Consider the following 22,322-nt stretch of genomic DNA (forward strand, 5'->3'; position numbering starts at 1 on the left):
CTTAGTTCAGGATCGAAAGCACGTTTCAACAGAGCCCCAACGTGCAACCGTCATTTTTCTGTCACTTAAATTCATTACGCTTTCGTCATTTTGACAAGGGTGTTAAGGAAACAATAATGAATTCAATAGCTAAGGCATTACTGGTGGCAGTACCGATGTTGAGCGCAACCGCTACCGCGGCAAATAATGAACTGTGTGAACCAAAAGCTTACGAAATGGCGCTGCGCTACCAGCAGAAGTCAGCTGAAATCATGGCGCTTCAGCTGCAGACGTACCGTTTTGCCACCGGCCGTTTTGACGAGAAAGTGAAAGATCTGAAAACGCCAGAAAATTACGCGGTGGTCATGGATCTGGATGAAACCGTGCTCGACAACACCCCGCTGCTGGTGCGCGACATGGAACAGTGCCATGACTACACCCAATGGGATACCTGGAGCGACTGGGAAAAACAGGGAAAACCCGGCCTGATCCCCGGCGCGAAGGCGTTTCTTGAGCATGTGAATCAAAGCAAGGTGCGTATCTACTACGTCTCTGACCGCATGCAGGAAAATAAAGCAGATACCATCAACACGTTAAAATCCCTTGGCCTGCCGCAGGCCTCGGACGACAGCGTGCTTCTGGATACGGTGAGTAAAGAAGAGCGCCGCCAGAGCATCCTTAAAAAGCGGCAGATCATTATGTTGTTTGGCGACAGCCTGCCGGATTTCGCCGTGCAGTTTAAAAACAAAAAACCGAGTGAGCAGCAGCGCGAGCTGGTTGAGGCAAGCGCAGAGCATTTTGGCAATGACTGGATTGTGCTGCCTAATGCCGCTTATGGCTCATGGTCTAAAGCCACGCCGGACAGCTGGAAGCCGTAACAATCTGCCCGCCGGGCATGGCATTGCCGTTGCCTGGCCAACCCACTGAGCTATCCATCCCATTTATAGGTCCTATCACTGTTGAGCGGGTTCTTAAATTTTGATGCATAAGTAAGATGAGGACTTACTAAAGGAGATCATCATGCTTACTGTCAAGAAACTTGCCCTCTCTACGCTTATCACCAGTTCACTGCTCTTTTACCCTGCGCTGCACTCCCTGGCAGAGACGCCTCAGCACGTGGTGAAACAACCGGCGGGCGGCTACAGCGTTCAGGTGGGCGACGTGCTGGTTACGTCGTTTACGGACGGCAGCGTCGCGCAGGATCTGCACACGCTATTGCGCCGGACCACAGAGCAAAAAACCGATGCGTTACTGGCGAAAAATTTCCAGGCGAACCCGGTTGAGGTCTCCATTAACGCCTTTCTGATTGCGCTGCCGGGACACAAAATTCTGGTCGATACCGGTTCAGGCCAGCTTTTTGGTCCGGGCAACGGCGGGCGTTTAATCGAGAGCCTGGCAACGCAGGGGATCAAACCGCAGGACATCACGGAAATCTTACTGACGCACGCGCATTCCGATCATTCCGGTGGCCTGATAAAGGACGGTAAGGCGGTATTTACCAACGCCCGCGTGTTCGTGGGGAAACCGGATATCGACTTTTTCTTCAATGAAGAGAATCAGAAAAAAACCGGTTACGATCAGAACTACTTTGACGTGGCACAGAAGACCTTAAAACCCTATCTTGATGCCGGCAAAGTGGTGCCGTTTACCGGTACATCAGCGCTGCTGCCGGGTATTACCGGAACGGTTCACCCCGGCCATACACCGGGTTCGGCCTTCTATACGCTGGAAAGTAAAGGCGAGAAAATTACCTTCGTGGGCGACATTATCCACGTCGCTGCGGTACAGTTCCCGCAGCCTGATGTGACCATCGCCTACGATGAAGATCAGGACGGAGCAGCCCGTGTGCGCAAGCAGGCCTTTGACGACTTTGTCAAAAACAGAGATCTGGTTGCCGCGCCACACCTGCCGTTCCCCGGTATCGGTTATGTCACCAAAGGCGAACGCGCGGGCTATGCCTGGGTTCCCGTTACCTATACCAACCGGGACGCCAGCACAGCTAAATAAACAACGGAAAACAACATGACGCCATTTTCAGACCTGGATATTGACCTGATATTGACGTTGGATGCACTGCTCACCGACCGGAACATCACGCACGCCGCCGCACGTCTGGGGGTCAGCCAGCCCGCGCTGTCAGCCCGTCTTTCGCGCCTGCGTGCCATTTTTGGCGAGCCGTTGTTTATCCCTTCCCCACATGGACGTGGGGTGTTGCCCACACCCCGAGCCGAGGCGCTGAGGCCTCAGGTCGCGGCCGTTCTGCGTGGCATCAGCGCGATGCTTGCCCCCACCGGGTTTAACCCCCGCGAGAGCAATCGCACGTTCGTCATTGCCCTGCATGAAAACCCGGCCCTGATGCTTGGGGCTGAACTGCTGAATCACATCAGACGTGAAGCGCCGGGGATCCGCCTGCGTTTCGCCCTGCCGGAGTGGGTGAACCTGCCCCAGCAGCTGGAAAGCGGCGACGTTGATATTTACATCGGCGTGAGTGCGGGCGCGCATGACGGCTGGGTCAGACGCAAACTGTTTGAAGACGCATTTGCCACCGCCCAGCGCAAAGGGCATCCTCGCGGTACGGGGCCGCTGGATCTGGCGCAGTATTGCGCCCTCTCTCATCTGGTGGTCTCCTCCCAGGGCGATCCATTTACCGGCTTTGTCGACCAGACGCTGGCCGGGCTGGGATATCAACGCAACGTGGTGATGTCCACGCAAAGCTATGCCATGGCACCGCCTCTGGTGGCGGGGACTGACCTGATTTGCACCTTACCGGGACGCATGTTGCAGCAGTTCGCCACCACGCTCGATATTTTCCCGCCCCCGCTGCCGCTCCAGCCGATCGCCATCAGCATGTTCTGGCATCCTAAAAACAGTCAGGACACGGCGAACGCCTGGCTGCGCGAACAACTGCTGCTGGCCGCCGGGCGTCAACCCTGAGCAACGGTGGTGAGGTATTTTTTTAAGACTTCAGAACGAATGATTCGGTGACAAACCAGCGTCAGCTCGCTCTCCCTGAGCCGATCAATAATGTCGACGTAAACCACATTCCCGACGTTCACCGCCCTTGCTGAGGCGGGCAAGAGCGCAATGCCAAATCCCGCCGCGACAAGGCTGATGACGGTGGGCACGTCGGTGGCATTCTGCACCACCTCCGGCTGGAAACCCGCACCGTTACAGGCGTCATAGAAATATTGTTCCAGCCCCATGCCTTGCGGATCGCGCAGCGAGATCCACTTTTCGTCCTTCACGGATGAAAGCGTCAGTGCGGATGACGTGGCCAGGGGGTGTTGGCGAGGCAGCGCCAGCACCGTTTTCTCTGAGGTAAAGGGGCGAGATTGCAGATCGTCAGGTAACGCAGGCAACGGAGCCCGGATAATCGCCACGTCCAGCTGGTTGGTCTGCACGGCTTCGTAAAGCGTCTGCACGTTCCCGGTCATCAGCGAAATGGCAATTGCGGGCCAGTTCTCGTGCAGCTGGCGCAGCGTTGCAGGCAGCTTATCGTCGAACATCGCACTCGATACACATCCCAGATTCAACACCCCCTGTTCGCCACGGGCGGTTTGTCTGGCGTCCAGCACGGCCTGCTCGGTCATCGCAATTGCCAGCCGGGCTTTGACCAGAAACGCGTCTCCGGCAGGCGTCAGGGTTAAGCGACGATGTGCCCGGCTAAACAGTGTGACGCCCAGACGCGCCTCCAGCGCTTTAATCTGCTGGCTCAGCGCAGGTTGCGCCATGTTCAGACGCTCCGCGGCGCGGTGCATATGGAGCTCTTCGGCTACCACCAGAAAATTACGCATCAGACGAAATTGCATGATGAAGTCCCGCGAAAATTGATAATAAAATTCTTATCAAAATATCATCTATGATGCAATTGATGATATATGTCGTTCGCCCAACAATGGAGGTCAGCCATTAAGGGAGAAAAACATGCAAAACCCCATTAACGATCTCAGAAGCGCCATCGCGTTGCTGCAACGCCATCCAGGTCACTATATCGAAACCGATCACCCGGTAGATCCCAATGCTGAACTGGCGGGCGTCTACCGCCATATCGGCGCGGGCGGTACCGTAAAACGCCCCACCCGCACGGGCCCGGCCATGATGTTCAATAGCGTGAAGGGCTACCCCGGCTCCCGCATCCTGGTAGGTATGCACGCCAGCCGGGAAAGAGCGGCGCTTCTGCTGGGTTGTGAACCCTCGAAGCTGGCGCAGCACGTTGGTCAGGCGGTGAAAAACCCGGTTGCACCGGTGGTGATTCCGGCCTCGCAGGCACCGTGCCAGGAACAGGTCTTTTACGCCGACGATCCGGACTTTGACCTGCGTAAGCTGCTTCCGGCCCCGACCAACACGCCGATTGATGCAGGCCCGTTCTTCTGTCTGGGGCTGGTACTGGCAAGCGATCCGGAAGATACCTCGCTGACCGATGTGACCATTCACCGTCTCTGTGTGCAGGAGCGAGATGAACTCTCTATGTTCCTTGCCGCCGGTCGCCATATCGAAGTCTTTCGCAAGAAGGCCGAAGCGGCGGGCAAACCGCTGCCGGTAACCATCAATATGGGACTTGACCCGGCTATCTACATTGGAGCCTGTTTCGAAGCGCCAACCACGCCATTCGGTTACAACGAGCTTGGCGTCGCCGGGGCATTACGCCAGCAACCGGTGGAGCTGGTACAGGGCGTGGCGGTAAAAGAGAAAGCGATCGCGCGGGCGGAAATCATCATCGAGGGCGAACTGCTTCCCGGCGTGCGCGTAAGAGAAGATCAGCACACCAACACCGGCCACGCCATGCCGGAGTTCCCGGGCTACTGCGGCGAGGCGAATCCGTCTCTGCCGGTGATCAAAGTAAAAGCCGTGACGATGCGTAACCACGCGATCCTGCAGACGCTGGTGGGCCCGGGCGAAGAGCACACCACGCTTGCCGGTTTGCCGACCGAGGCCAGCATTCGCAACGCGGTCGAAGAGGCTATTCCCGGCTTTCTGCAAAACGTCTATGCGCACACCGCCGGGGGCGGTAAATTCCTCGGCATTTTACAGGTGAAAAAACGCCAGCCGTCAGACGAAGGTCGTCAGGGCCAGGCGGCGCTTATCGCCCTGGCCACCTATTCCGAGCTGAAAAACATTATCCTCGTGGATGAAGACGTGGATATCTTCGACAGCGACGATATCCTGTGGGCAATGACCACCCGCATGCAGGGCGATGTGAGCATCACCACGCTTCCGGGGATCCGCGGCCACCAGCTGGATCCGTCGCAGTCGCCGGATTACAGCACCTCGATCCGTGGAAACGGCATTTCCTGCAAGACTATCTTCGACTGCACGGTGCCGTGGGCGCTGAAGGCGCGGTTTGAACGGGCGCCCTTCATGGAGGTTGATCCCACACCGTGGGCGCCGGAGCTGTTCAGCGATAAAAAATAGACCATCGTCGTCGTTTCTTCGCCCCACCGGGTGAAGAAACGCAAGCTTAAATTGCCGCTTCCCCTGCTTTCTTGTACCCTTTCAGCGTTTACCCCAATCCCCTGAAAATCGAGACACCGGACGCCTATGACTGCACATATTTCCAAAGATCCTTTGCATGGCGTTACGCTGGAGATGATGGTCAACGCCCTGGTGGCGCGATATGGCTGGCGCGAGTTGGGCGATCGAATCAAAATTAACTGTTTCAGAAATGACCCAAGCGTGAAGTCGAGCCTGAAATTCCTGCGCCGTACCCCCTGGGCACGCGCGGAGGTCGAGGCCCTGTATCTTGATTCCCTCAATGATAACGGGACCGCTGAACGCGAGGCGCCCGCCTTTAACCCCTGGGCCAATAGTCGGATAACCAAGAGCTAATACGCAAATGATGCGACATGTAAAACGGACTGGTGCGCTGCTTGGCTGCGCGCTTTTACTTGTTAGTTGCTCCTCAAAACCCCCAAAGTCGCTGGTCACACCGCTCCCGCCCCCAGGCAAACCGACGCAGCAGGCAAACGAGCCGATGCGTGGGATCTGGCTGGCGACTGTCTCCCGTCTCGACTGGCCGCCGGTCGCGTCGGTGAATGGCCGCAGTGCTGACCAGCGTATTGCGATGCAAAAACAGGCGCTGATCGACAAACTCGACAATCTGAAACGCCTGGGAATTAACACGGTGTTTTTCCAGGTGAAACCGGACAGCACCGCGCTCTGGTCGTCCAAAATCCTGCCGTGGTCAGATATGCTTACCGGCAATATTGGCGAGTATCCGGGCTACGATCCGCTGCAGTTTATGCTCGATGAAGCCCACAAGCGTGGGATGAAAGTCCATGCCTGGTTCAACCCCTATCGCGTTTCAACCAATACCAAACCGTCAACCATCGTCGCGCTGAACCGCACCTCATACCAGCAACCGTCCAGCGTCTATGTGCAGCACCCTGAGTGGGTTCGCATCGCAGGCGATCGGTTTGTGCTCGACCCGGGCATCCCGGAGGTGCGTGACTGGATAACCCGGGTGGTGACCGAGGTGGTGGCAAACTACCCGATAGACGGCGTGCAGTTTGATGACTACTTTTATGCCGAATCGCCTCGCTCAACGCTGAATGATGCGCAGACCTACAGACAATACGGCCAGGGGTTTAGCTCCAAAGCCGACTGGCGTCGCCACAATACGCAGCAGCTGATTGTGCAGGTCTCTCGGGCGATCAAACAGACAAAACCGCAGGTTGAATTTGGTGTCAGCCCGGCGGGTGTCTGGCGTAACCGCTCCTTTGACCCGGCAGGATCCGACACCCGTGGCGCGGCGGCGTATGATGAATCCTACGCGGACACCCGTCAGTGGGTGCAACAGGGGCTGCTGGACTACATTGCCCCGCAAATCTACTGGCCTTTCTCCCGCGATGCGGCACGCTATGACGTGCTGACCAAATGGTGGGCCGACGTAGTGAAACCGACCCATACCCGTCTGTACATCGGCATTGCGTTCTATAAAGTGGGCGAGCCGTCGAGAAATGAGCCGGACTGGACGATTCAGGGCGGCGTGCCGGAGCTGAAAAAACAGCTCGATCTCAACGACTCCCTGCCGAACGTGAATGGCACGATCCTGTTCCGCGAAGATTACCTCAACCAGCCGCAGACGCAGCAGGCGGTAAACTACCTGAAAGGACGCTGGGGAAGCTAAGTACAGTCAGGCAGAAACGCCCCGTTTCTGCCTGATTTTTTACGGCTTCGGCCCGAACATCGCCTCAAGCTGCTTCGCGTCCGGCATACCGACAACCTGCTGGAGCTCATTCTGGTCATTGAGATAATAAATGGCCGGTGTGGCATTCGCCCCCAGACTGTCCATTAACGCCTGGTGTTTTTGCAGTATCGCCACGGTTTCACGCGAGGCGGTGCCTTCCGGTTTAGGCAGTTTTTTACCGCCGGACAGTTCATACTCCTTCCACGCCGTAACCGGATCTTTTGCATTCAGGATCGCAGATGCGTTACGGCCGCTGTTTGGGTTCAGAAACGCCACCAGCAGCGTATTGAGCTGCACCTTACCCGCCGTCACCCACGGCTGTGCTTCTGACCAGAATGCCTTGCAGTACGGGCAGAACGGGTCGGCGAAGACAAACACTTTGCGTGGCGCGTTATCCGGCCCCTCTTTCAGGGGGTGCGCAGCGTTAAGCTGTTTCCACATTTCGCGTCCCATCGGGGCGTAGATCTCTTTCTGGAAAATACCCTCGCTGAGGTTTTTACCCTTCTCGTCATAGAGATAACCCGAAATAACGTGCTTTCCGTCAGGTGTCAGAAAGAGCGTCACCCCCATGTCCTGATATTGTCCCAGCCAGGCGGGTGCGCCACCGGGCACGTCGATCTTCTTGAGGATCTTAATCTCCTGCTGCTCGCTAAAGGTCTTCACGACATCAGGTATAGCATCCGCAGCCTGCGCCAGCCCTGACGCGGTCAGCAGCGAAAGTAACAGTAATTTTTTCATGTCCCTCTCCGGTTTGTTCGGGGGCCTGAGGCCCCCTTCAGGTTAGCGGTTTTTCAGTGCATCGGTGACCATTTCATCAAACTGTTCGAAAGGCACCCAGCCGGGTAACAGCCCTTCGCCAATCAGCGTGGCCGGTGTCCCCTGAATACCCAGTTTTTCGGCGATGATCAGGCTGCGTTTTACCGTGACCAGGCTCGTATCATCCGGCGTTGCAACATTCACGCCCGCGCGCTTTTGCGCCTCCTGAATGCTGGCATCATCGTGATACCCTTTTTTCGCCATCAGGGTTTCGTTGAACTTCATAAACTGCTCAGGGTGTGAACGCCAGACGGTTAACGCGTCGCGCGCGGCGGTTAGCGAGCTTTCCGAACGGAACGGCAGAAACTTAAACACCACGGCCACCTGCGGATGTTTCTCAACGATCTTCTCCAGATACGGATCGAATTTTTTGCAGTATGGACAGTTGTAGTCCGTAAACACCACCAGCGTCAGCGTTGGATTTTTGGCACCGATACGCGGTGAATCCGGGTCGTTAAACAGAAAATCGTAGACCAGCTTCTGAGCGCGTTGCTCCTGATCCGGGGTGATCGGGTCCGCCGCCATCACCTGGGCCGAAGCGAAAAACAGCAGAAACGTAATAAGGATTTTTTTCATAACAGCGTTAGCCTTTTGCTTTGTTCAGGGTGGTCATCAGGGTGCGTTTGTCCAGCAATGGCGAGAGGATGTCGCCCTCCGGCGTTCCTGGGCCATACACCTGGTTAAACGGGATGGCGTAGCGATTGCGTGATTTCAGAAACGCCGCAATCGTCTCTGATGGCTGGCTCCAGTCTCCGCGTAGCGCAACCACATCCGGCTGGCGCAGCGCGGCGATAACCTCCGGCTGATTCAGCACCCGGTGCTCATTCACCTTGCAGGTGACACACCAGTCCGCCGAGATATCCACAAACACCCGTTTCCCCTGCGCAAGCGCATCGCTGATTGCCTCTTCACTGAGCGGCTGCCACGGGATCGTCTGTTCGCTATTCTCAGCCGTGGTTACCGGCGTTGCGTTCACTATCCCGCGCAGCTGATATCCCCCGAATACGGCCAGCGCAATCACCACCACCCAGAACAGCGGCGATGATGTCTGACCGCGAAGGGCATAGACCACAATGGCGACCACAATCAGAAGCAGCATGAGGATGTGGCTGAACATCTCGCCCAGATGCAGACTCAGCAACGTCACCAGCCACAGGCTGGAGGCCAGCATCATCCCCCCCAGAATCACCTTCAGGGTATTCATCCAGCGGCCAGGTTTTGGCAGCAACAAGGCGGTTGTGGGGATCAGCGCCACGAACAGCCACGGCAAGCTCATGCCCACCCCGAGCATCAGGAAGATAAGCCACAGAGAATGCAGCGGTGCGCCCAGCGCAAAGGCCACGGCCGTACCGAGGAACGGTGCGGAACACGGCGTGGCAAGCAGCGTGGCAAACACGCCTTCGCAGAAGCTGCCCGTCAGTCCGGTTCCGCCCGTTGTGGCGAGCCGTCCGGTGGCGGCGGAAGGCAGAAACAGCTCAAACGCACCAAACAGGTTCAGCGCGAAGAGAAAGGTCACGGCAACCATCAGCCCAATAAACCACGGGTTCTGGAACTGGATGCCCCAGCCCAGCGACGCACCGGTGAGTTTCAGAACGGTTACCATCGTGGCCAGCAGCATAAAGGAGGTCAGAATACCCGCACTGGTCGCCAGGAAACGCAGCCGGATTTTCCGCGTGTCCGTACCCGCCTGCAGGACGCTGCTGAGCTTCATGCCCATTACCGGCAATACGCAGGGCATCAGGTTCAGGATCAGACCGCCCAGCAGTGCAAAGGCCAACATTTTGACTGTTCCCGCTGGCGCACTCTGCACCGCGTCTGCGGGGGCTGCGCCTACGGTCAGTTGCGTTTGCTGGGCTTTATCGCCGTTGGTGACGACAAACGACAGCGTTTTCCCCGCAAGCGTCGCGGGTTTATCGCCCCACTCATCGGTAACCGGAACCGCGACCTGAAGCCGCTTTCCGGTGTGCTTAATCACCGGTTCGCCGGGCAGAATGTCACCCTCCAGCGGGTCAAAATAGATCCCGGGATTGACCCATTCGCCTTCCGTCGTGCCCGTCATCATCAGCTTGCCGTCTGATAACCAGGCGCTGAAGTCTGACGACACGCCTGACGAACCGGGTACTGAACGCATCGCGTCTTCAAATGCCGTACGAAAGCCCGCATCCGCTGGCGTGCGGAAATCCAGATGCAGCTTGTAGTCCGTCAACAGACAGACGTTGCTGCAGGTTGAGAGCGTAAGCGTGGCGTCGAGCATATCCGCGTCCGTCCCGGCGATCGTGATGGGGATCGTAACGCTATCGTGGTAGCCCTGAGTCGTCAGGCCCGAGATATCAAAGCGGGAAGGAACCGGCCAGTACCAGGTATCCTTAACGCCCTGTGGCCAGATGATTTTCGGGGCCACGCCGCCCTCGCCCGGCGAACGCCAGTAGGTTTTCCAGCCGGGCTGCAGCTCCACGCTGAGCAGGCCGATGATGCGGTCGTGATCCCGCTCAGCCTGAAAGCGGATGCGGGCGTGATCGTTTTGCGGTGACACCAGCCAGCCCGTATCTGCCGCATGAGCAATACCCATGCAGGACAGCCACAGGAGGACGAGTCCCCTGAAAAGGTTAACCATGTTTTACTCCGTGAATAGTGAAAATTATCGTGTGGTGACGATGCTTTTCATTCACGGAAAACGCAGTTTTTGAGGTGTATTCGGGGAGGCGGTGCCTGGACAGGCTGCTCCCTGGAGAGAAATGTGCGCCGTTGGGTAAATAACTGCAGCAGAGCGAAGAAGATAATAATCGCCGGTAGCGCACCGTCAAAAAACAGCGGCTGGGCGCAAAGCAAAGACTGTGCGCCAAGTTGACACGGCGACGGGCCGGGCTGTTCAGCCTCCTGACCCGGGGCGTCAGCCATCATGAGCGTTTGCACCTGAGGATCCAGCCCCTGTAAAAAATGGTTGAGATAAACCGCACGCTGAACCAGGCAAATTGCCATTGCCAGACACGTGATTATCAGAAGCCATTTACCGAGAAGCTGACGGTTGCGCATAACGTTCCAAAATAACAAGACGCCCCGATCATAAACGATAGTGATGAATCTACAAGTCCCGACAGTGTAAGGTTTTGTCTGCCGGGAACATTATCCCCCTGTCAGCGCGTCATACACATCCCGCAATCGCGTGCGCAGGAACAACACGGCCTTATGCTTACGCGATAATAATGCCTGCTCGCTAACCCCGGTTTCCCCGGCCAGCAATTTGATGCTGTAGCCCTGTAGCTCCGTCTTCTCAAAGACCTCGCGCTGCGCTGCGGGCAGTTCAGCCAGCGCCTGCCCCAGCTCTTCCCACAGCAGCGTTTTGAGGTACTCCTCTTCCGGGGTATGCGGAACGCCGAACAGGGTTTCAGCGATCTCATCTTCCGGAAAATCGTCATCCTCCTCGCCTGTGAAGCAGAAATAACCGGAGAGCGACACTTCACGCTTTTTCCGCGCCCGGTCGGTCATCTCATTTCGCGCCGCGCGAAACAGCCACGCGGCAACGTTTTCGACCGGCTGTTCCACCTTCATCAGCTGATACGTGATCTCCTGCAAAATATCGTCGGCATCGTCACGTACCGGGGTTCTTCCGCGAATAAAGGCTCTCAGCCGGGCGCGGCAGGCATTAACCGCCGACATCAGCAAGGATCCGCCCGCCTCCCCGGTTTTCATCTCGCTCACTCTGCGTCCGGCGCTTTCGGCGCGTTGTCTTCACGCTTGTCGTCACGGTGGCCGTGCCAGCCACAGTGCCCGCGACCATGGCGCCCAAATCCTTCCCGGCGCTGCTGCATGAACGCTTCACGCTGTTCGGGCGTCATGTTCATCCAGCGTTCGTGCATCCGGCGGTGCGCACCAAACATACCCGGACGGAACCCCAGACCACCAAACAGGATCCGGCTCAATATCAAAATGCCCAGCGCCTGCCAGAAGCCAATGGCTTTCACGCCGAGGATCGCCGGGAGTAAGGCGTTCCACAGGGACATCACCAGCAGGCCGAGCACGATAAAAATGACCGCGCCGATGACTAAGCCCTTGCCCATACGGTGGCGACCGAATCCGCACCCGTGACCTCTGCCGTGCATATCAAACTCTCTCATGGTGTTGACCTCGTTTACAGTAACTGATTATGGCTTGTGATGAGGTAGACGGATGAGGAACAAAAATATTGCTAAAAATTTTTAAAAACATCGTAGTCAATGTGGTTTACGCTTTTCGCGACTGACGAATGGAAACAGCATAAAAATTAAAACCCTTAATAATGTCGTTCTGTTCGCGCTTTTAAATCAGGTTATTTATTCAGCAGGTTTGATATTGATGCTTTTTAAATGCCCTATCCCTGTTGTTGAGACTATTCCTATAATCATCCAAAAAACCTTCTATTTAACAATACTCTAAAGCGAGGCTTAATTAACTATTTTTAGTTAAAGGTTTGTAATCATTACATCTCTGTCTATTATTCATAGCGTCATGCCCTGCAGCAGGAAATAGAAACAGACACATTAAAAAGGAGCAATCCGGTAATGATAGGCAGACTGACGAATTATATCCTCTGGTACCACACTGTCTGGGTGTTTATATTTTTATTAGTGGTCGGCGTGGCTGCTGGCGTATTTTTTAATGCCATACTGCATTTCCATGGGGATGACGCATTCCTGACAGGATTAATTTTCTTTTTATTCCCGGCGCTACTGGTATGCCTTCGGCTACATCGGCTATCAGCGAAACATCGCCAAAGATAATGCCCGTCACACCGGTTGTTGAATCAAAACACTTTGCAATATTAAGCTGAAACCAACAACTTAGCCGCGTTTATTGCCGGGTGGCGCTACGCTTACCCGGCTTACAATCCACAATAATATCAAGCCTGCACTGGCAAACTAAAACTCGAAATACTCCGCGTGAGCTGCTGGGCCTGCTCTTCCAGCGACGCGGCCGCCGCGGCGGACTGTTGCACCAGCGCGGCGTTCTGTTGGGTCACGCCGTCCATCTCCGTCACTGCCTGCCCGACCTGACTAATCCCGCGGCTTTGCTCTTCAGAGGCCACAGAAATTTGCTCCATCAGCGTGTTCACTTTATTGACGGAACTGATAATCGAGTCAATCACCTCCCCTGAGCGCCCCACCAGTTCGGCACCGTTTTTGACGCTGGAAACCGACTGGGCAATCAGGCTTTCGATGTCCTTGGCCGCCACCGCGCTTTTCTGCGCCAGCGTGCGAACTTCGCTGGCTACCACGGCGAAACCACGCCCCTGGGTACCGGCGCGCGCCGCTTCTACCGCCGCGTTGAGCGCCAGAATGTTGGTCTGGAAAGCGATGCTGTTGATCACGCTGGTGATGTCCTCGATGCGCTTCGAGTTTGCGGCAATGGTATTCATCGTTTCAATCACTTCACGCGTGACGGCCTCCCCGGTGTGGGCATTTTTCACCGCGTCCTGCACCAGTTTTCCGGCCTGATAGACGTTATCGGTGTTATTGGCGACGGTCGCGCTCAGTTCTTCCATGCTGGCCGCCGTCTGGGTTAGCGCAGAAGCCTGCTGTTCGGTGCGCGAAGCCAGGTCGATATTCCCGGAGGCAATCTCCTGTGCGGCATGGGTCACGGTATGACTCGCGTCACGCACCTGGGCGATGGTTGCCAGCAGCGCCTGGCGCATCTGCTCCATAGAGCCCATCAGGTGATCAATTTCATTGCCGGAATTCCCCTTCACCGGCACCGGAATATCCAGTTTGCCTGCGGCAATCTGGCTGCAATGTTCACGTGCCAGATTAACCGGTGCCAGAACAAGGCGTTTCATAAGCAGGCTGACGGCGACGATCACCAGCACAAACAGCAGCGCGATAGCAGCGATAATCGCCAGCCCAGAAACAAAGTTGCTGCTCGCATCTTCGTTCAGGCTTTTGGCATAGGCCTGGTGTACGGCCAGAACCTGGTCGAGGACAATCTCATACTGACGATCGAGGCGCGAGACTTCCGGTATCAGGGCGTTGAATTTGGCAATATCGTGCGCGGCGGCAGCATCAATGAGCGGTGCCAGCCCCTGGTTACGGTAATTCTGCCAGGCATCCTGATAAGCGCTTACCAGCGGCGCTTCATCCGTCAGACGGGGAGACGCCATAAAGGCAGCAAAGGCGCGATCGGCTTTGGTCAGTGCCTCTTTTACTGCGGCAAGCTTCGCAGATTCATCCGCTGATGCGCCCGCCTCTACCATCTTCACATACTCCATCACCCGGACGCGCAGCGTGCGGCTATGGTTGATGGGATCAATAATTGACAGCACCACCTGGATCTCTTTGTTCACGTTATCCAGGGAGTTATTACTTTTGATGATGAGGCCAACGCTGGTGAGGGTGCTGGCGATAAAGAAGAAAAGCAGCGAGAAAAAGACAATCAGGGATGATTTTTTTAACGACATGAACCGATACCTCAAAGAAAATTATTCCTTATGGTTATCGGCTAAACCAAAACTTAAATTAATTAAAGTTATTGATGTATCCCGTCGTCCGGCAGGGCTATTCTGCCGCTTTATAGCGCCGCTGCAGGGTGGCATCCAGTTTCCGCTGCACGGGCTCTGGCGTTTCACCGTCGATCAATTTCCCAATCAGATCAAAGCAGTGCCATGCAAGCTGACGGTTATCCTGGCGCACGGTATCCACCGGGATCGTGAGCGAATCGTAAAGATAGTGATCGTCAAAGCTCGCTAACCTGATGTCACTTTGCAACAGATTGTGCTGCCCCATGTAGCGCAGCACCCCTTCCAGCAGGCCGCAGGCGGCGGTGAACAGGGCTTTTGGCGGACGCCCCAGGCGAGCACAGAGTTCGGCGAACATCTCGTAACCGGAACTCGGGTGATAATTTCCGTGAATGATCCACTCCGGGCGCAGCGTAACGTTCGCGTCGCGCAGACCTTGTTTAAACCCTTCAAGGCGGTCGCGCGTGGGGGAAAGCCGTGGCTGCCCACCGAGGAAGTAAAACTCATCGGGGTGCTGGCGGGCAATGTCGGCCACCAGTTTGGCTGTCGGGGTAATGGAATCGGTGATCACCAACGGCAGCGAGCTGTCATTCATGTGGCGGTCAAAGAGCACTACGGGCAGCTGCTCACTCAGTTTCTGGTAATCCGCATCGTTGAGCATGCTGGAGGCAACAATCAGCCCGTCGACCTGACGCGCCACCATGTTGTTGACCACCACGGTCTCCTGCCCCGGGTTTTCATCGCTACAGGAGATGAGCAGCTGAACGCCCGCCTCGCGGCACAACGTCTCCAGTTCGTGAGAAAACACGGCAAACCCGTAGTTGGTGATCTCCGGGACCACCAGACCAATGGTGTGGCTGCGGTTATCGCGCAGCGAGCGGGCGTGAATACTGGGCTGGTAGTGATGCTCTTTTGCAATGGCCAGCACGCGCTCACGGGTCTCTTCCGCCACGCGAAGCTCTTTGCTGCGTCCGTTCAGTACCAGGCTGGCGGTGGCTTTTGACACCCCCGCCAGCTCCGCGATGTCTTTAATGGTGACGCGTTTTGTTTTTCTCACAACGACTTAGATCCGGCTGCCAAAACCGCTATTCTACCATGCAGCCGCGCAGCGACCAGTAGCGTAATGTGATGTCGGACGCACCTTCGAATCGCACACGGGCCGGTTGGTCAGGAAAATAGCGACTGCTCATCACCCCTTCGCCGTGGTTGATGAAAATTTCGACGCTGGAGCGGTCGCACAGAACGCGCAGATGGTGAACCTCACCCAGCCAGTAGCGGGTTAACGTCTCACCCGTTTGCAGGCTGGCACGTTCCAGACGCAGGCCATTGCCATCGACCGTGAGGTGCAGCGCACCGGCAAAATCCAGTTTCGCGCAGGCAGCGCTCAGCTCGAACTCAAGGCGCGAGGCATCAAGCTCCGGCGCATCGCAGGCGTTGCCCTGCCAGTGCAGTTCCTCTTCACGCAGCATTTCCAGCTCACGCACCGGAGTCTGCCAGAGCTTGCCGTCGCGGTAGCGCAGCTCTCGCGGACAGGTCATCTGATGGATCCAGCCCTGTGCCCGGGTGGGCTGCAGCATCTCTTCCCCGTCAGGCACGCCCATCCAGCCAATCAGGATCCGCCGGCCATCTTCCGCCAGCGTCGTTTGCGGGGCGTAGAATTCAAAACCGGCATCCAGTTCGTGTAACGCACCGTGCTCAAATGCGCCGCGCTGATAGTCAAACGCCCCGCTCATCCAGGCTGCCGGATAGGTGTTGAGATAACGATGCGGCTCACGCGCCAGCCCCTGCGGGCAGCAGATCAGAACGTGCGTCCCGTCGAGGGCAAACAGGTCCGGGCACTCCCACATGTATCCCGCATCCGAGAGTCCGTTGACGCCGTTACCGGCAATTTCTCCGCACGATTCCCACGTGTGCAAATCGGCAGACCTGAACAGCAGCACTTTGCCCCGCTTTTGCACATCCTGCGCGCCCAGCACCATGTACCACTGCCCGTCGTGCTGCCACACTTTCGGGTCGCGCACGTGGCCGGTGTAGCCATCCGGCAGCGCCAGCACCGGCCCCAGTTTTTTAAAGGTCCCGTCCGGTTGTTCCACCGCCAGGCACTGCCAGGCGGTGCGGCTGCCGTCATCGAACTTAACGTTGCCGGTATAGCACAGCGTCAACATCCCGTTGTTGTCCACGGCGCTGCCGGAATAGCAACCGTTGCGGTCGTACTCTTCATCTGGCATCAGCGCCATCGGCTCGTGCTGCCAGTGCAGCAGATCGTGCGAACTCCAGTGCCCCCAGCATTTATAGCGGTGATCGCAGTCCAGCGGGTTCCACTGATAAAACAGATGGTAGCGCCCGGCAAACCAGATAAAACCGTTCGGATCGTTCATCAGCCCCGTCATCGGTGCCGGGTGCCACTGCGGGTAGTGGCGGTCGGCACGCGCGCGCGGTTGGCCTTTCATCACGGCCTGCAGCACGGCAGGCCAGCGGGAAGGTAATGTCATTATTCAGAGTCCGTTTTATATTTCAGCAGCAGCGAGACGGTAAACGCTACGCCAAAGGCTATCACCATGCCGATAATATAGTTGAGCAGCGAACTGGCCTGCACGATGGCCATCCCCGGCAGCGCCGTAAGCCCTACCGCCGTCATGTAGACATGCACCGACACCACCCATGCGCCACCCACCGCACCGCCAATCAGCGCGGCCACAAACGGTTTCACGAAACGCAGGTTGATACCAAAAATAGCGGCTTCGGTAATGCCGAGCATGGCCGAGAACGCCGACGGTAAGGTAATGGCTTTGATTTTTGCGTCTTTGGTTTTAAACCACACCGCCAGGCACGCACCACCCTGCGCCACGTTCGCCATGGCCCAGATGGGCAGCAGGAAATTAACGCCAATCGACGGATTCCCCAACAGCCCGGCTTCAATCGCGTGGAAGCTGTGGTGAATGCCGGTAATAACAATCACCGAATAGAGCCCGCCGAACAGCAAACCGGCCAGCCAGCCCGCGTGGGTAATCAGCGTGCTCAGAATAAAGGAGATGCCATCGCCTAACGCGCGTCCCGCCGGGCCGATAATCAGCAGCGCGATAAAACCGGAGAGAATGACGGTCAGGAACGGCGTCAGGATCAGGTCTAACGCATCCGGGATGACCTTGCGCAGGTTTTTCTCCACAATGCTCATAAACCAGACGGCCAGCAGCACCGGGAACACCGTTCCCTGATAGCCAATCATGGCAATCTCAAGGCCGAAAAAGTTCATGGTGTGGAAGCCGGACGCCACGCCCCAGGCGTTGGTCAGCGCCGGGTGGGTCAGAATGCCACCTAGCGTGGCGCCTAAATAGGGGTTACCGCCAAACTCACGCGCGGCGGTAAAACCAATCAGGATCGGTAAAATAATAAACGCCGCCGAGCTGCACATATCCAGCATGATGTAGATGGCGTTATCGGCATTCACCCAGCCGTAGGTTTTCACCATTCCGAGCAGGCCCATCAGCAAACCGGACGCAACAATGGCGGGAATGATCGGTACGAAAATATTAGAAAGCAGGCGGGCAATGCGCTGGAACGGGTTGAGCTTACGCGCCGCGAGATCTGCCGCTTCTGACTTGCTGGATTCACCAATCCCTGCCGCCTGAATAAAAGCCGCGTAAACCTTATTCACCACGCCGGTACCAAAAATCACCTGCATCTGGCCCGCGTTACGAAAACAGCCTTTCACCCCCTCGACCTTGCCGATGGCCTGCTGGTCAGCAAGCGCATCGTCGACCAGCACCAGACGAAGGCGCGTTGCGCAGTGCGCGGCACTGGCGATGTTCTCTTTGCCACCGAGCAGCGGAATGAGCGCACGGGAAATATTATCAAAATCCATAGTTACCTCTGCCTGACTTCATTTTTATGATGTTTGATACGCTCCCGCCTGGCGGGAGCGTGAAGGGTTAAAACCAGGTTTCCATCTGGACCCCAAAGTTCCATTCCCCGCCAGCGTTAAAGCCGCTGCTGCCAAAGGCGTCATCGCTGGCGTAGTTATCCAGTTTGCTGCTCCAGTCCATCCAGGTGGCAAACAGGCGCAGTTCAGGACGGCTGAAGAAATCGCCAATTTTGCCCGCCTTTAAGGTCGGTGCGAAGGTCAGCTTGTAGAAGCTGCCGTTAACGGCGTTGCGATCTTTGTAGCCTTCCGGGTTCAAATCCATGTACTGATAGCTGCCCTCAAACGCCAGGGCGAAATTCTGCGTAACCTCTTTGATCAGGCGGGTATTGAGCGTAACCCACTCGTAGCTGTCGCCTTTGACGTAGCGGTCTTTACTGCTCTGGGCCAGTACCGCAGGCGCGATATGCCAGCCACCGCCGAGCGGCGTGACACCGTAACTTGCGAAGCGCCAGGTATCGGCTTCTGACAGCAGCGCGCCATCAGAGCCGATGCTTTTAACTTCTGCCCCCAGGCCGTGACCATACAGCAGCGCCGTTTTCGCTGAGCCTTCTCGCAGGCCGTAGAAGCTGTCATTGTGCAGACCCACCAGGGCATGCACGCCGGTGTTCGCCGCATCGGTTTTAATCAGATCGCCATTGCTGTCCTTGCGTTCGTCGTTATCCTTCGCCCGCAGGCCGCTCACCATGAGCTGGAATGGCCCGGCAAAGTGATTCATGCTGAGGATATAGTTCTGAACGTTGTTGTCGATCTGCTCTTCGCTGCCGAAGTTGCGCCCGTAAATCGAGAAGTTGCTGCGCAGCGTATCATTCCACTTCACGTCATAGACACCGCCGCCGGTACCGGCGAGGAACACGACATCAGAATCCAGCCAGTGAATATCAAAGTTATCGCGGTCAAAGCGTTTACCGGCCCAGAAGGTACTCCCTTTCAGCGCGCCAGTGAAATCAGGCAGATTGCCCAGCTCGGCAAAGGCCTGACGAATGTTGAGATCGCTGGTATCGGCTGACCAGTCGTTATAGGTCTTTTGCCCGTCGGCTAACATGGCCTTAAAGCGCGTGGTCGCCCCGCTCTCCAGCGTCTGTTTGTGTTCCACATTCAGCTCAACGTAGGTATCCGCTTCGTTACCCAGACGACCGACCGCGCCCCCGGTTTCCCCGGCAGGTGTCAGATACGGACCGCTTTTGCTGCTGGACGCCGCATCATTCATCAGCAGGCCTGAGCGGGCATAACCGTGAAATTCAAAACCACTGCTCTGATCGGCTTTCTTTTCCAGCACCGTGGTACGCTGGGCCACCTCCTGGGTGGTGGTCTGCGTTTGCTGCTGGGCGGCAACCAGCTGCTGCGTTTTTTGTTCTGCTGCCGTCGCGCGTTTCTCCGCATTCTGGGCGCGCATTTCCGCATCCTGAAGACGCTGTTCCAGCGCCGCCAGGCGCGATTCGATGCTTGTCATATCGGTCTGGGCAAAAACAGAGGTACTACCGGCCAGCATGCCAATCATCACGGCAAGTCTGCGTTTTTTATACATTTTGTCGCATCCCTAAAAAAAAGTGTTTTGATAATGCTAAATTGCTAAACCGGTTTAGGTTGCTGATACTAAACCTGTGAATTTTGGATCGGCAATACTTTTTGCTAAACCGTTTTAGTAAGTGTGATCGAGGCGACAATTCAGGCCGCCGAATGGCGGCCAGGAAAGAATTACAGGTTGTGACGGTACGGCAGCGCGGTCATTGCCCCTTTGGCCGTCGTGGCCAGCGCACCACAGCGCTGGGCCAGGGCGAGGGTTGTTGCCAGATCCTGGCCTGACGAGGCCAGGCCGAACAGCAACCCTGCGACGAACGCATCGCCTGCGCCGGTGGTGTCAACACACGCCACCGGTGTGGCCGGATAGTGTGTCGTGATGCCCTCATGCCAGGCCATCACCCCCTCTTTACCCAGCGTCACCAGCACCAGTCGGGCCGGACAATGGTGCATCAGTGCCGCCAGACCGGTTTCGATATGGGATTCGCCGGTCAAAAACGTCAGCTCTTCAACGGAAAGCTTCACCACGTCCGCGCGCTGTAGCGCCAGTTCGAGGTAACGGCGAAGATCGCCCTCATCCTGCCAGAGGTCGGGGCGAATGTTGGGATCGAAGCTGACAAAACCACCGGCTTTTTTAATTGCATCCATCGCCTGAAAAGTGGCAGAGCGGCTCGGCTCCGCGCTGAGCGCAATGGAGCAGACGTGCAGCCACTCTTTGGCCCTGAAAGGCGGCAGATCGGTGGAGTCGAGAAACAGATCGGCGCTCGGCCGAACCATAAACGTAAACGAGCGTTCGCCCTGTTCGTCCAGATCAACCACCACCGTTGAGGTGCGGTGAGCCGGATCGAGGCGCATCCACTGCACATCAACCTGCTCATCCGCCAGCGTTTTCTGCATAAAGCGGCCAAACGGATCGTCGCCAACCCTGCCAATAAAGGCACTTTTTCCGCCCAGTCGGGCGATGCCGACCGCCACATTTGCCGGTGCACCGCCGGGACATTTCAGCAATTTGCCGTTCCCCTCTGGCAGTAAATCCACCACTGCATCACCGAGTACCCAGATTTTATCCATGTCATCCTCGCAGCTAAACAATGTTAAACCGTTTTAGCTATTTAAACACAGGCTGACCAAAGGGGAAATAATCAGGAAGGAAAAAGCGTTATCGTACCAGGTGTGGCCAGTGAATATCGCCCACCCCGTTAAGCTGCGGCCGGGCAAACAGAAACCCCTGGAAACGGCGAATACCGGCGGATTCCAGCCAGCACCACTCCTCCAGCTTCTCAATGCCTTCCGCCACCAGCGTGATCTCAAGGTCGGTGCAGCAGCTCACTATCGATCGGACAATCGCCTGTTTTGGGCCGCTGAGATGAATATTGGTGACTATTTCCCGATCGATCTTGATTTTATCCGGCTGGAAGCGGGTAAGCAGCGAAAGCCCCGCATACCCGGAGCCGAAATCATCGATCGCCAGGCCAATACCTTCACCCCGAAGCTGTTTGATCGCGCTGTTGAACTTGTTAAAGCCGGAAATCATCTCGTTTTCAGTTACTTCTATGACCACCTGCTCCGGCTGAAGCCCGTGTTGTCTGATTTGCTCCACCAGAAACTCGACCGCTCCGGGCACCTTGACCAGCGACATGGGGAGTAAATTCACCGCAATTTTATGGCTGCCGATACCCAGTTTCTCCGCAAGCGCAAAGGCATACGCTTTGGTTTGCAGATCCACTTCGTAGAGCTTGTCCTGATCGAGCGTTTTGAAGAAATGTTCCGGGCTCCCGCCATCGTTGCCACGAATAAGCGCTTCAAGTGAACTGATTTTCCCTTCCGAGGGCTCGACTATCGGCTGCAGCGCAAACTGACAGATTTGACCGGCAATCAACCCCATGGCCTCACCGAAGGGCGCTTTTTCACATGCGAGCGTCCATTTTCCCGCATCCACCGGGCTCCTCGTCTGGCCGGTATGTTTCCCGGTGATAAAGGTCTGAATGAATTTGAACACCCGATCATCGGATATGAGATAGCTTTCCAGCTGGCTGTAATGCAAAACCGACTCAAGCACCTCTTTTGGGGACTGGACCTGCAGGTCAAACAGCAGCATGCCGACATTGTCAAACCGTCTGCGGGGGCCGTAATCCCGCATCAGTTCGACGACGCCACTGTGGCGCTCATCATCGCGAATTTTGTGGAACAGCTTCACGACGCTCTCTTCCGCGCCCTCAAGAATTTGCATGACGTCACAGCCGTTCGAGAGCAGGACACCCGTGATGTTCAGTTTGGCATTGCGGCTTCGTGCTCGTTCTACCAGGGCGCTCAATTCTGCGGACCGGCAGGATAAATGTAACTGGCTTCGATAAATCAGCGTGGTGAGCACAGGAATGGGTTCCAGAATAAGGGAGGCGCCGGGGAAGTTACTGTTT

The 22,322-nt window shown here is 56.5% G+C and carries 20 protein-coding genes; 6 read left to right on the plus strand and 14 right to left on the minus strand.

All coding sequences use genetic code 11. The annotated features are described in order from the left end of the window. Positions 1 to 116 precede the first annotated feature (116 nt). From AK59_RS0116795 to AK59_RS0116805, 3 genes are all read left to right on the plus strand, one after another. Entirely contained in the window at positions 117 to 857 is a 741-nt protein-coding gene (locus AK59_RS0116795; RefSeq protein WP_029883307.1) for a 5'-nucleotidase, lipoprotein e(P4) family, read from the plus strand. A gap of 142 nt (positions 858 to 999) precedes the next feature. Further along, entirely contained in the window at positions 1,000 to 1,986 is a 987-nt protein-coding gene (locus tag AK59_RS0116800) for an MBL fold metallo-hydrolase (RefSeq protein WP_029883308.1), read from the plus strand. Positions 1,987 to 2,001: 15 nt separating this feature from the next. Further along, positions 2,002 to 2,913 (plus strand): LysR family transcriptional regulator, encoded by a 912-nt coding sequence (locus AK59_RS0116805; RefSeq protein ID WP_013096566.1) that lies wholly within the window; start codon positions 2,002 to 2,004, stop codon positions 2,911 to 2,913. Here the strand turns inward: AK59_RS0116805 and AK59_RS0116810 are convergent. Beyond that, positions 2,904 to 3,788 carry a LysR substrate-binding domain-containing protein gene (locus AK59_RS0116810; protein WP_029883309.1) on the minus strand — a complete coding sequence of 295 codons (885 nt, stop codon included), beginning with the start codon at positions 3,786 to 3,788 and terminating at the stop codon, positions 2,904 to 2,906. The two genes, AK59_RS0116805 and AK59_RS0116810, sit on opposite strands and share 10 nt — an antisense overlap. 115 nt (positions 3,789 to 3,903) lie before the next feature. On the opposite strand from AK59_RS0116810, the gene AK59_RS0116815 reads away from it, so the two are divergent. The 3 genes from AK59_RS0116815 to AK59_RS0116825 all read left to right on the plus strand — a co-directional run bounded on the left by AK59_RS0116815 (position 3,904) and on the right by AK59_RS0116825 (position 7,105). Then, complete coding sequence (locus AK59_RS0116815; RefSeq protein ID WP_029883310.1) at positions 3,904 to 5,391, plus strand: UbiD family decarboxylase; 1,488 nt, start codon at positions 3,904 to 3,906, stop codon at positions 5,389 to 5,391. Positions 5,392 to 5,517: 126 nt separating this feature from the next. After that, a complete protein-coding gene (locus tag AK59_RS0116820) occupies positions 5,518 to 5,805 on the plus strand; it encodes a VF530 family DNA-binding protein (protein WP_023619621.1) in 288 nt (95 codons plus the stop codon). A 7-nt stretch (positions 5,806 to 5,812) separates the two neighbouring features. Further along, positions 5,813 to 7,105, plus strand: coding sequence for a glycoside hydrolase family 10 protein (locus tag AK59_RS0116825; RefSeq protein WP_029883311.1), 1,293 nt, complete (start codon positions 5,813 to 5,815; stop codon positions 7,103 to 7,105). A gap of 39 nt (positions 7,106 to 7,144) precedes the next feature. Here the strand turns inward: AK59_RS0116825 and dsbG are convergent, their stop codons facing one another. From dsbG to AK59_RS0116895, 13 genes are all read right to left on the minus strand, one after another. Further along, a complete protein-coding gene (dsbG, locus tag AK59_RS0116830; RefSeq protein WP_029883312.1) occupies positions 7,145 to 7,903 on the minus strand; it encodes a thiol:disulfide interchange protein DsbG in 759 nt (252 codons plus the stop codon). A 42-nt stretch (positions 7,904 to 7,945) separates the two neighbouring features. Beyond that, positions 7,946 to 8,557, minus strand: a complete 612-nt coding sequence (locus tag AK59_RS0116835) for a DsbA family protein (RefSeq protein ID WP_029883313.1) — start codon at positions 8,555 to 8,557, stop codon at positions 7,946 to 7,948. A 7-nt stretch (positions 8,558 to 8,564) separates the two neighbouring features. Continuing rightward, positions 8,565 to 10,595 (minus strand): protein-disulfide reductase DsbD family protein, encoded by a 2,031-nt coding sequence (locus tag AK59_RS0116840; RefSeq protein ID WP_029883314.1) that lies wholly within the window; start codon positions 10,593 to 10,595, stop codon positions 8,565 to 8,567. A 47-nt stretch (positions 10,596 to 10,642) separates the two neighbouring features. Further along, complete coding sequence (locus AK59_RS0116845) at positions 10,643 to 11,014, minus strand: hypothetical protein (protein ID WP_013096558.1); 372 nt, start codon at positions 11,012 to 11,014, stop codon at positions 10,643 to 10,645. Positions 11,015 to 11,104: 90 nt separating this feature from the next. Further along, entirely contained in the window at positions 11,105 to 11,671 is a 567-nt protein-coding gene (locus AK59_RS0116850) for an RNA polymerase sigma factor (RefSeq protein ID WP_081852458.1), read from the minus strand. A 5-nt stretch (positions 11,672 to 11,676) separates the two neighbouring features. Further along, positions 11,677 to 12,096, minus strand: coding sequence for a hypothetical protein (locus AK59_RS0116855; protein WP_029883316.1), 420 nt, complete (start codon positions 12,094 to 12,096; stop codon positions 11,677 to 11,679). Between the two features lie 761 nt (positions 12,097 to 12,857). After that, positions 12,858 to 14,408, minus strand: a complete 1,551-nt coding sequence (locus tag AK59_RS0116865; RefSeq protein WP_023619630.1) for a methyl-accepting chemotaxis protein — start codon at positions 14,406 to 14,408, stop codon at positions 12,858 to 12,860. Positions 14,409 to 14,505: 97 nt separating this feature from the next. Beyond that, on the minus strand, positions 14,506 to 15,522 hold the full coding sequence (locus AK59_RS0116870) for a LacI family DNA-binding transcriptional regulator (RefSeq protein ID WP_020688679.1): 1,017 nt from the start codon (positions 15,520 to 15,522) through the stop codon (positions 14,506 to 14,508). A gap of 28 nt (positions 15,523 to 15,550) precedes the next feature. Next, the gene (locus AK59_RS0116875; protein WP_029883318.1) at positions 15,551 to 16,957 is read right to left on the minus strand and encodes a sucrose-6-phosphate hydrolase; all 1,407 of its coding nucleotides are present in this window, start codon (positions 16,955 to 16,957) and stop codon (positions 15,551 to 15,553) included. Further along, the gene (locus AK59_RS0116880; protein ID WP_029883319.1) at positions 16,957 to 18,327 is read right to left on the minus strand and encodes a sucrose-specific PTS transporter subunit IIBC; all 1,371 of its coding nucleotides are present in this window, start codon (positions 18,325 to 18,327) and stop codon (positions 16,957 to 16,959) included. Before AK59_RS0116880 ends, AK59_RS0116875 begins: the two co-directional genes overlap by 1 nt. Before the next feature lie 67 nt (positions 18,328 to 18,394). Next, a complete protein-coding gene (locus tag AK59_RS0116885) occupies positions 18,395 to 19,912 on the minus strand; it encodes a carbohydrate porin (RefSeq protein ID WP_013096550.1) in 1,518 nt (505 codons plus the stop codon). A 170-nt stretch (positions 19,913 to 20,082) separates the two neighbouring features. Then, on the minus strand, positions 20,083 to 20,976 hold the full coding sequence (locus AK59_RS0116890) for an aminoimidazole riboside kinase (protein ID WP_029883320.1): 894 nt from the start codon (positions 20,974 to 20,976) through the stop codon (positions 20,083 to 20,085). Positions 20,977 to 21,064: 88 nt separating this feature from the next. Further along, positions 21,065 to 22,276 (minus strand): diguanylate phosphodiesterase, encoded by a 1,212-nt coding sequence (locus tag AK59_RS0116895; protein WP_029883321.1) that lies wholly within the window; start codon positions 22,274 to 22,276, stop codon positions 21,065 to 21,067. Positions 22,277 to 22,322 lie beyond the last annotated feature (46 nt).

Origin of the sequence: Enterobacter sp. T1-1 (genome assembly GCF_000710795.1) — a bacterium.
Classification (GTDB): domain Bacteria; phylum Pseudomonadota; class Gammaproteobacteria; order Enterobacterales; family Enterobacteriaceae; genus Enterobacter; species Enterobacter cloacae.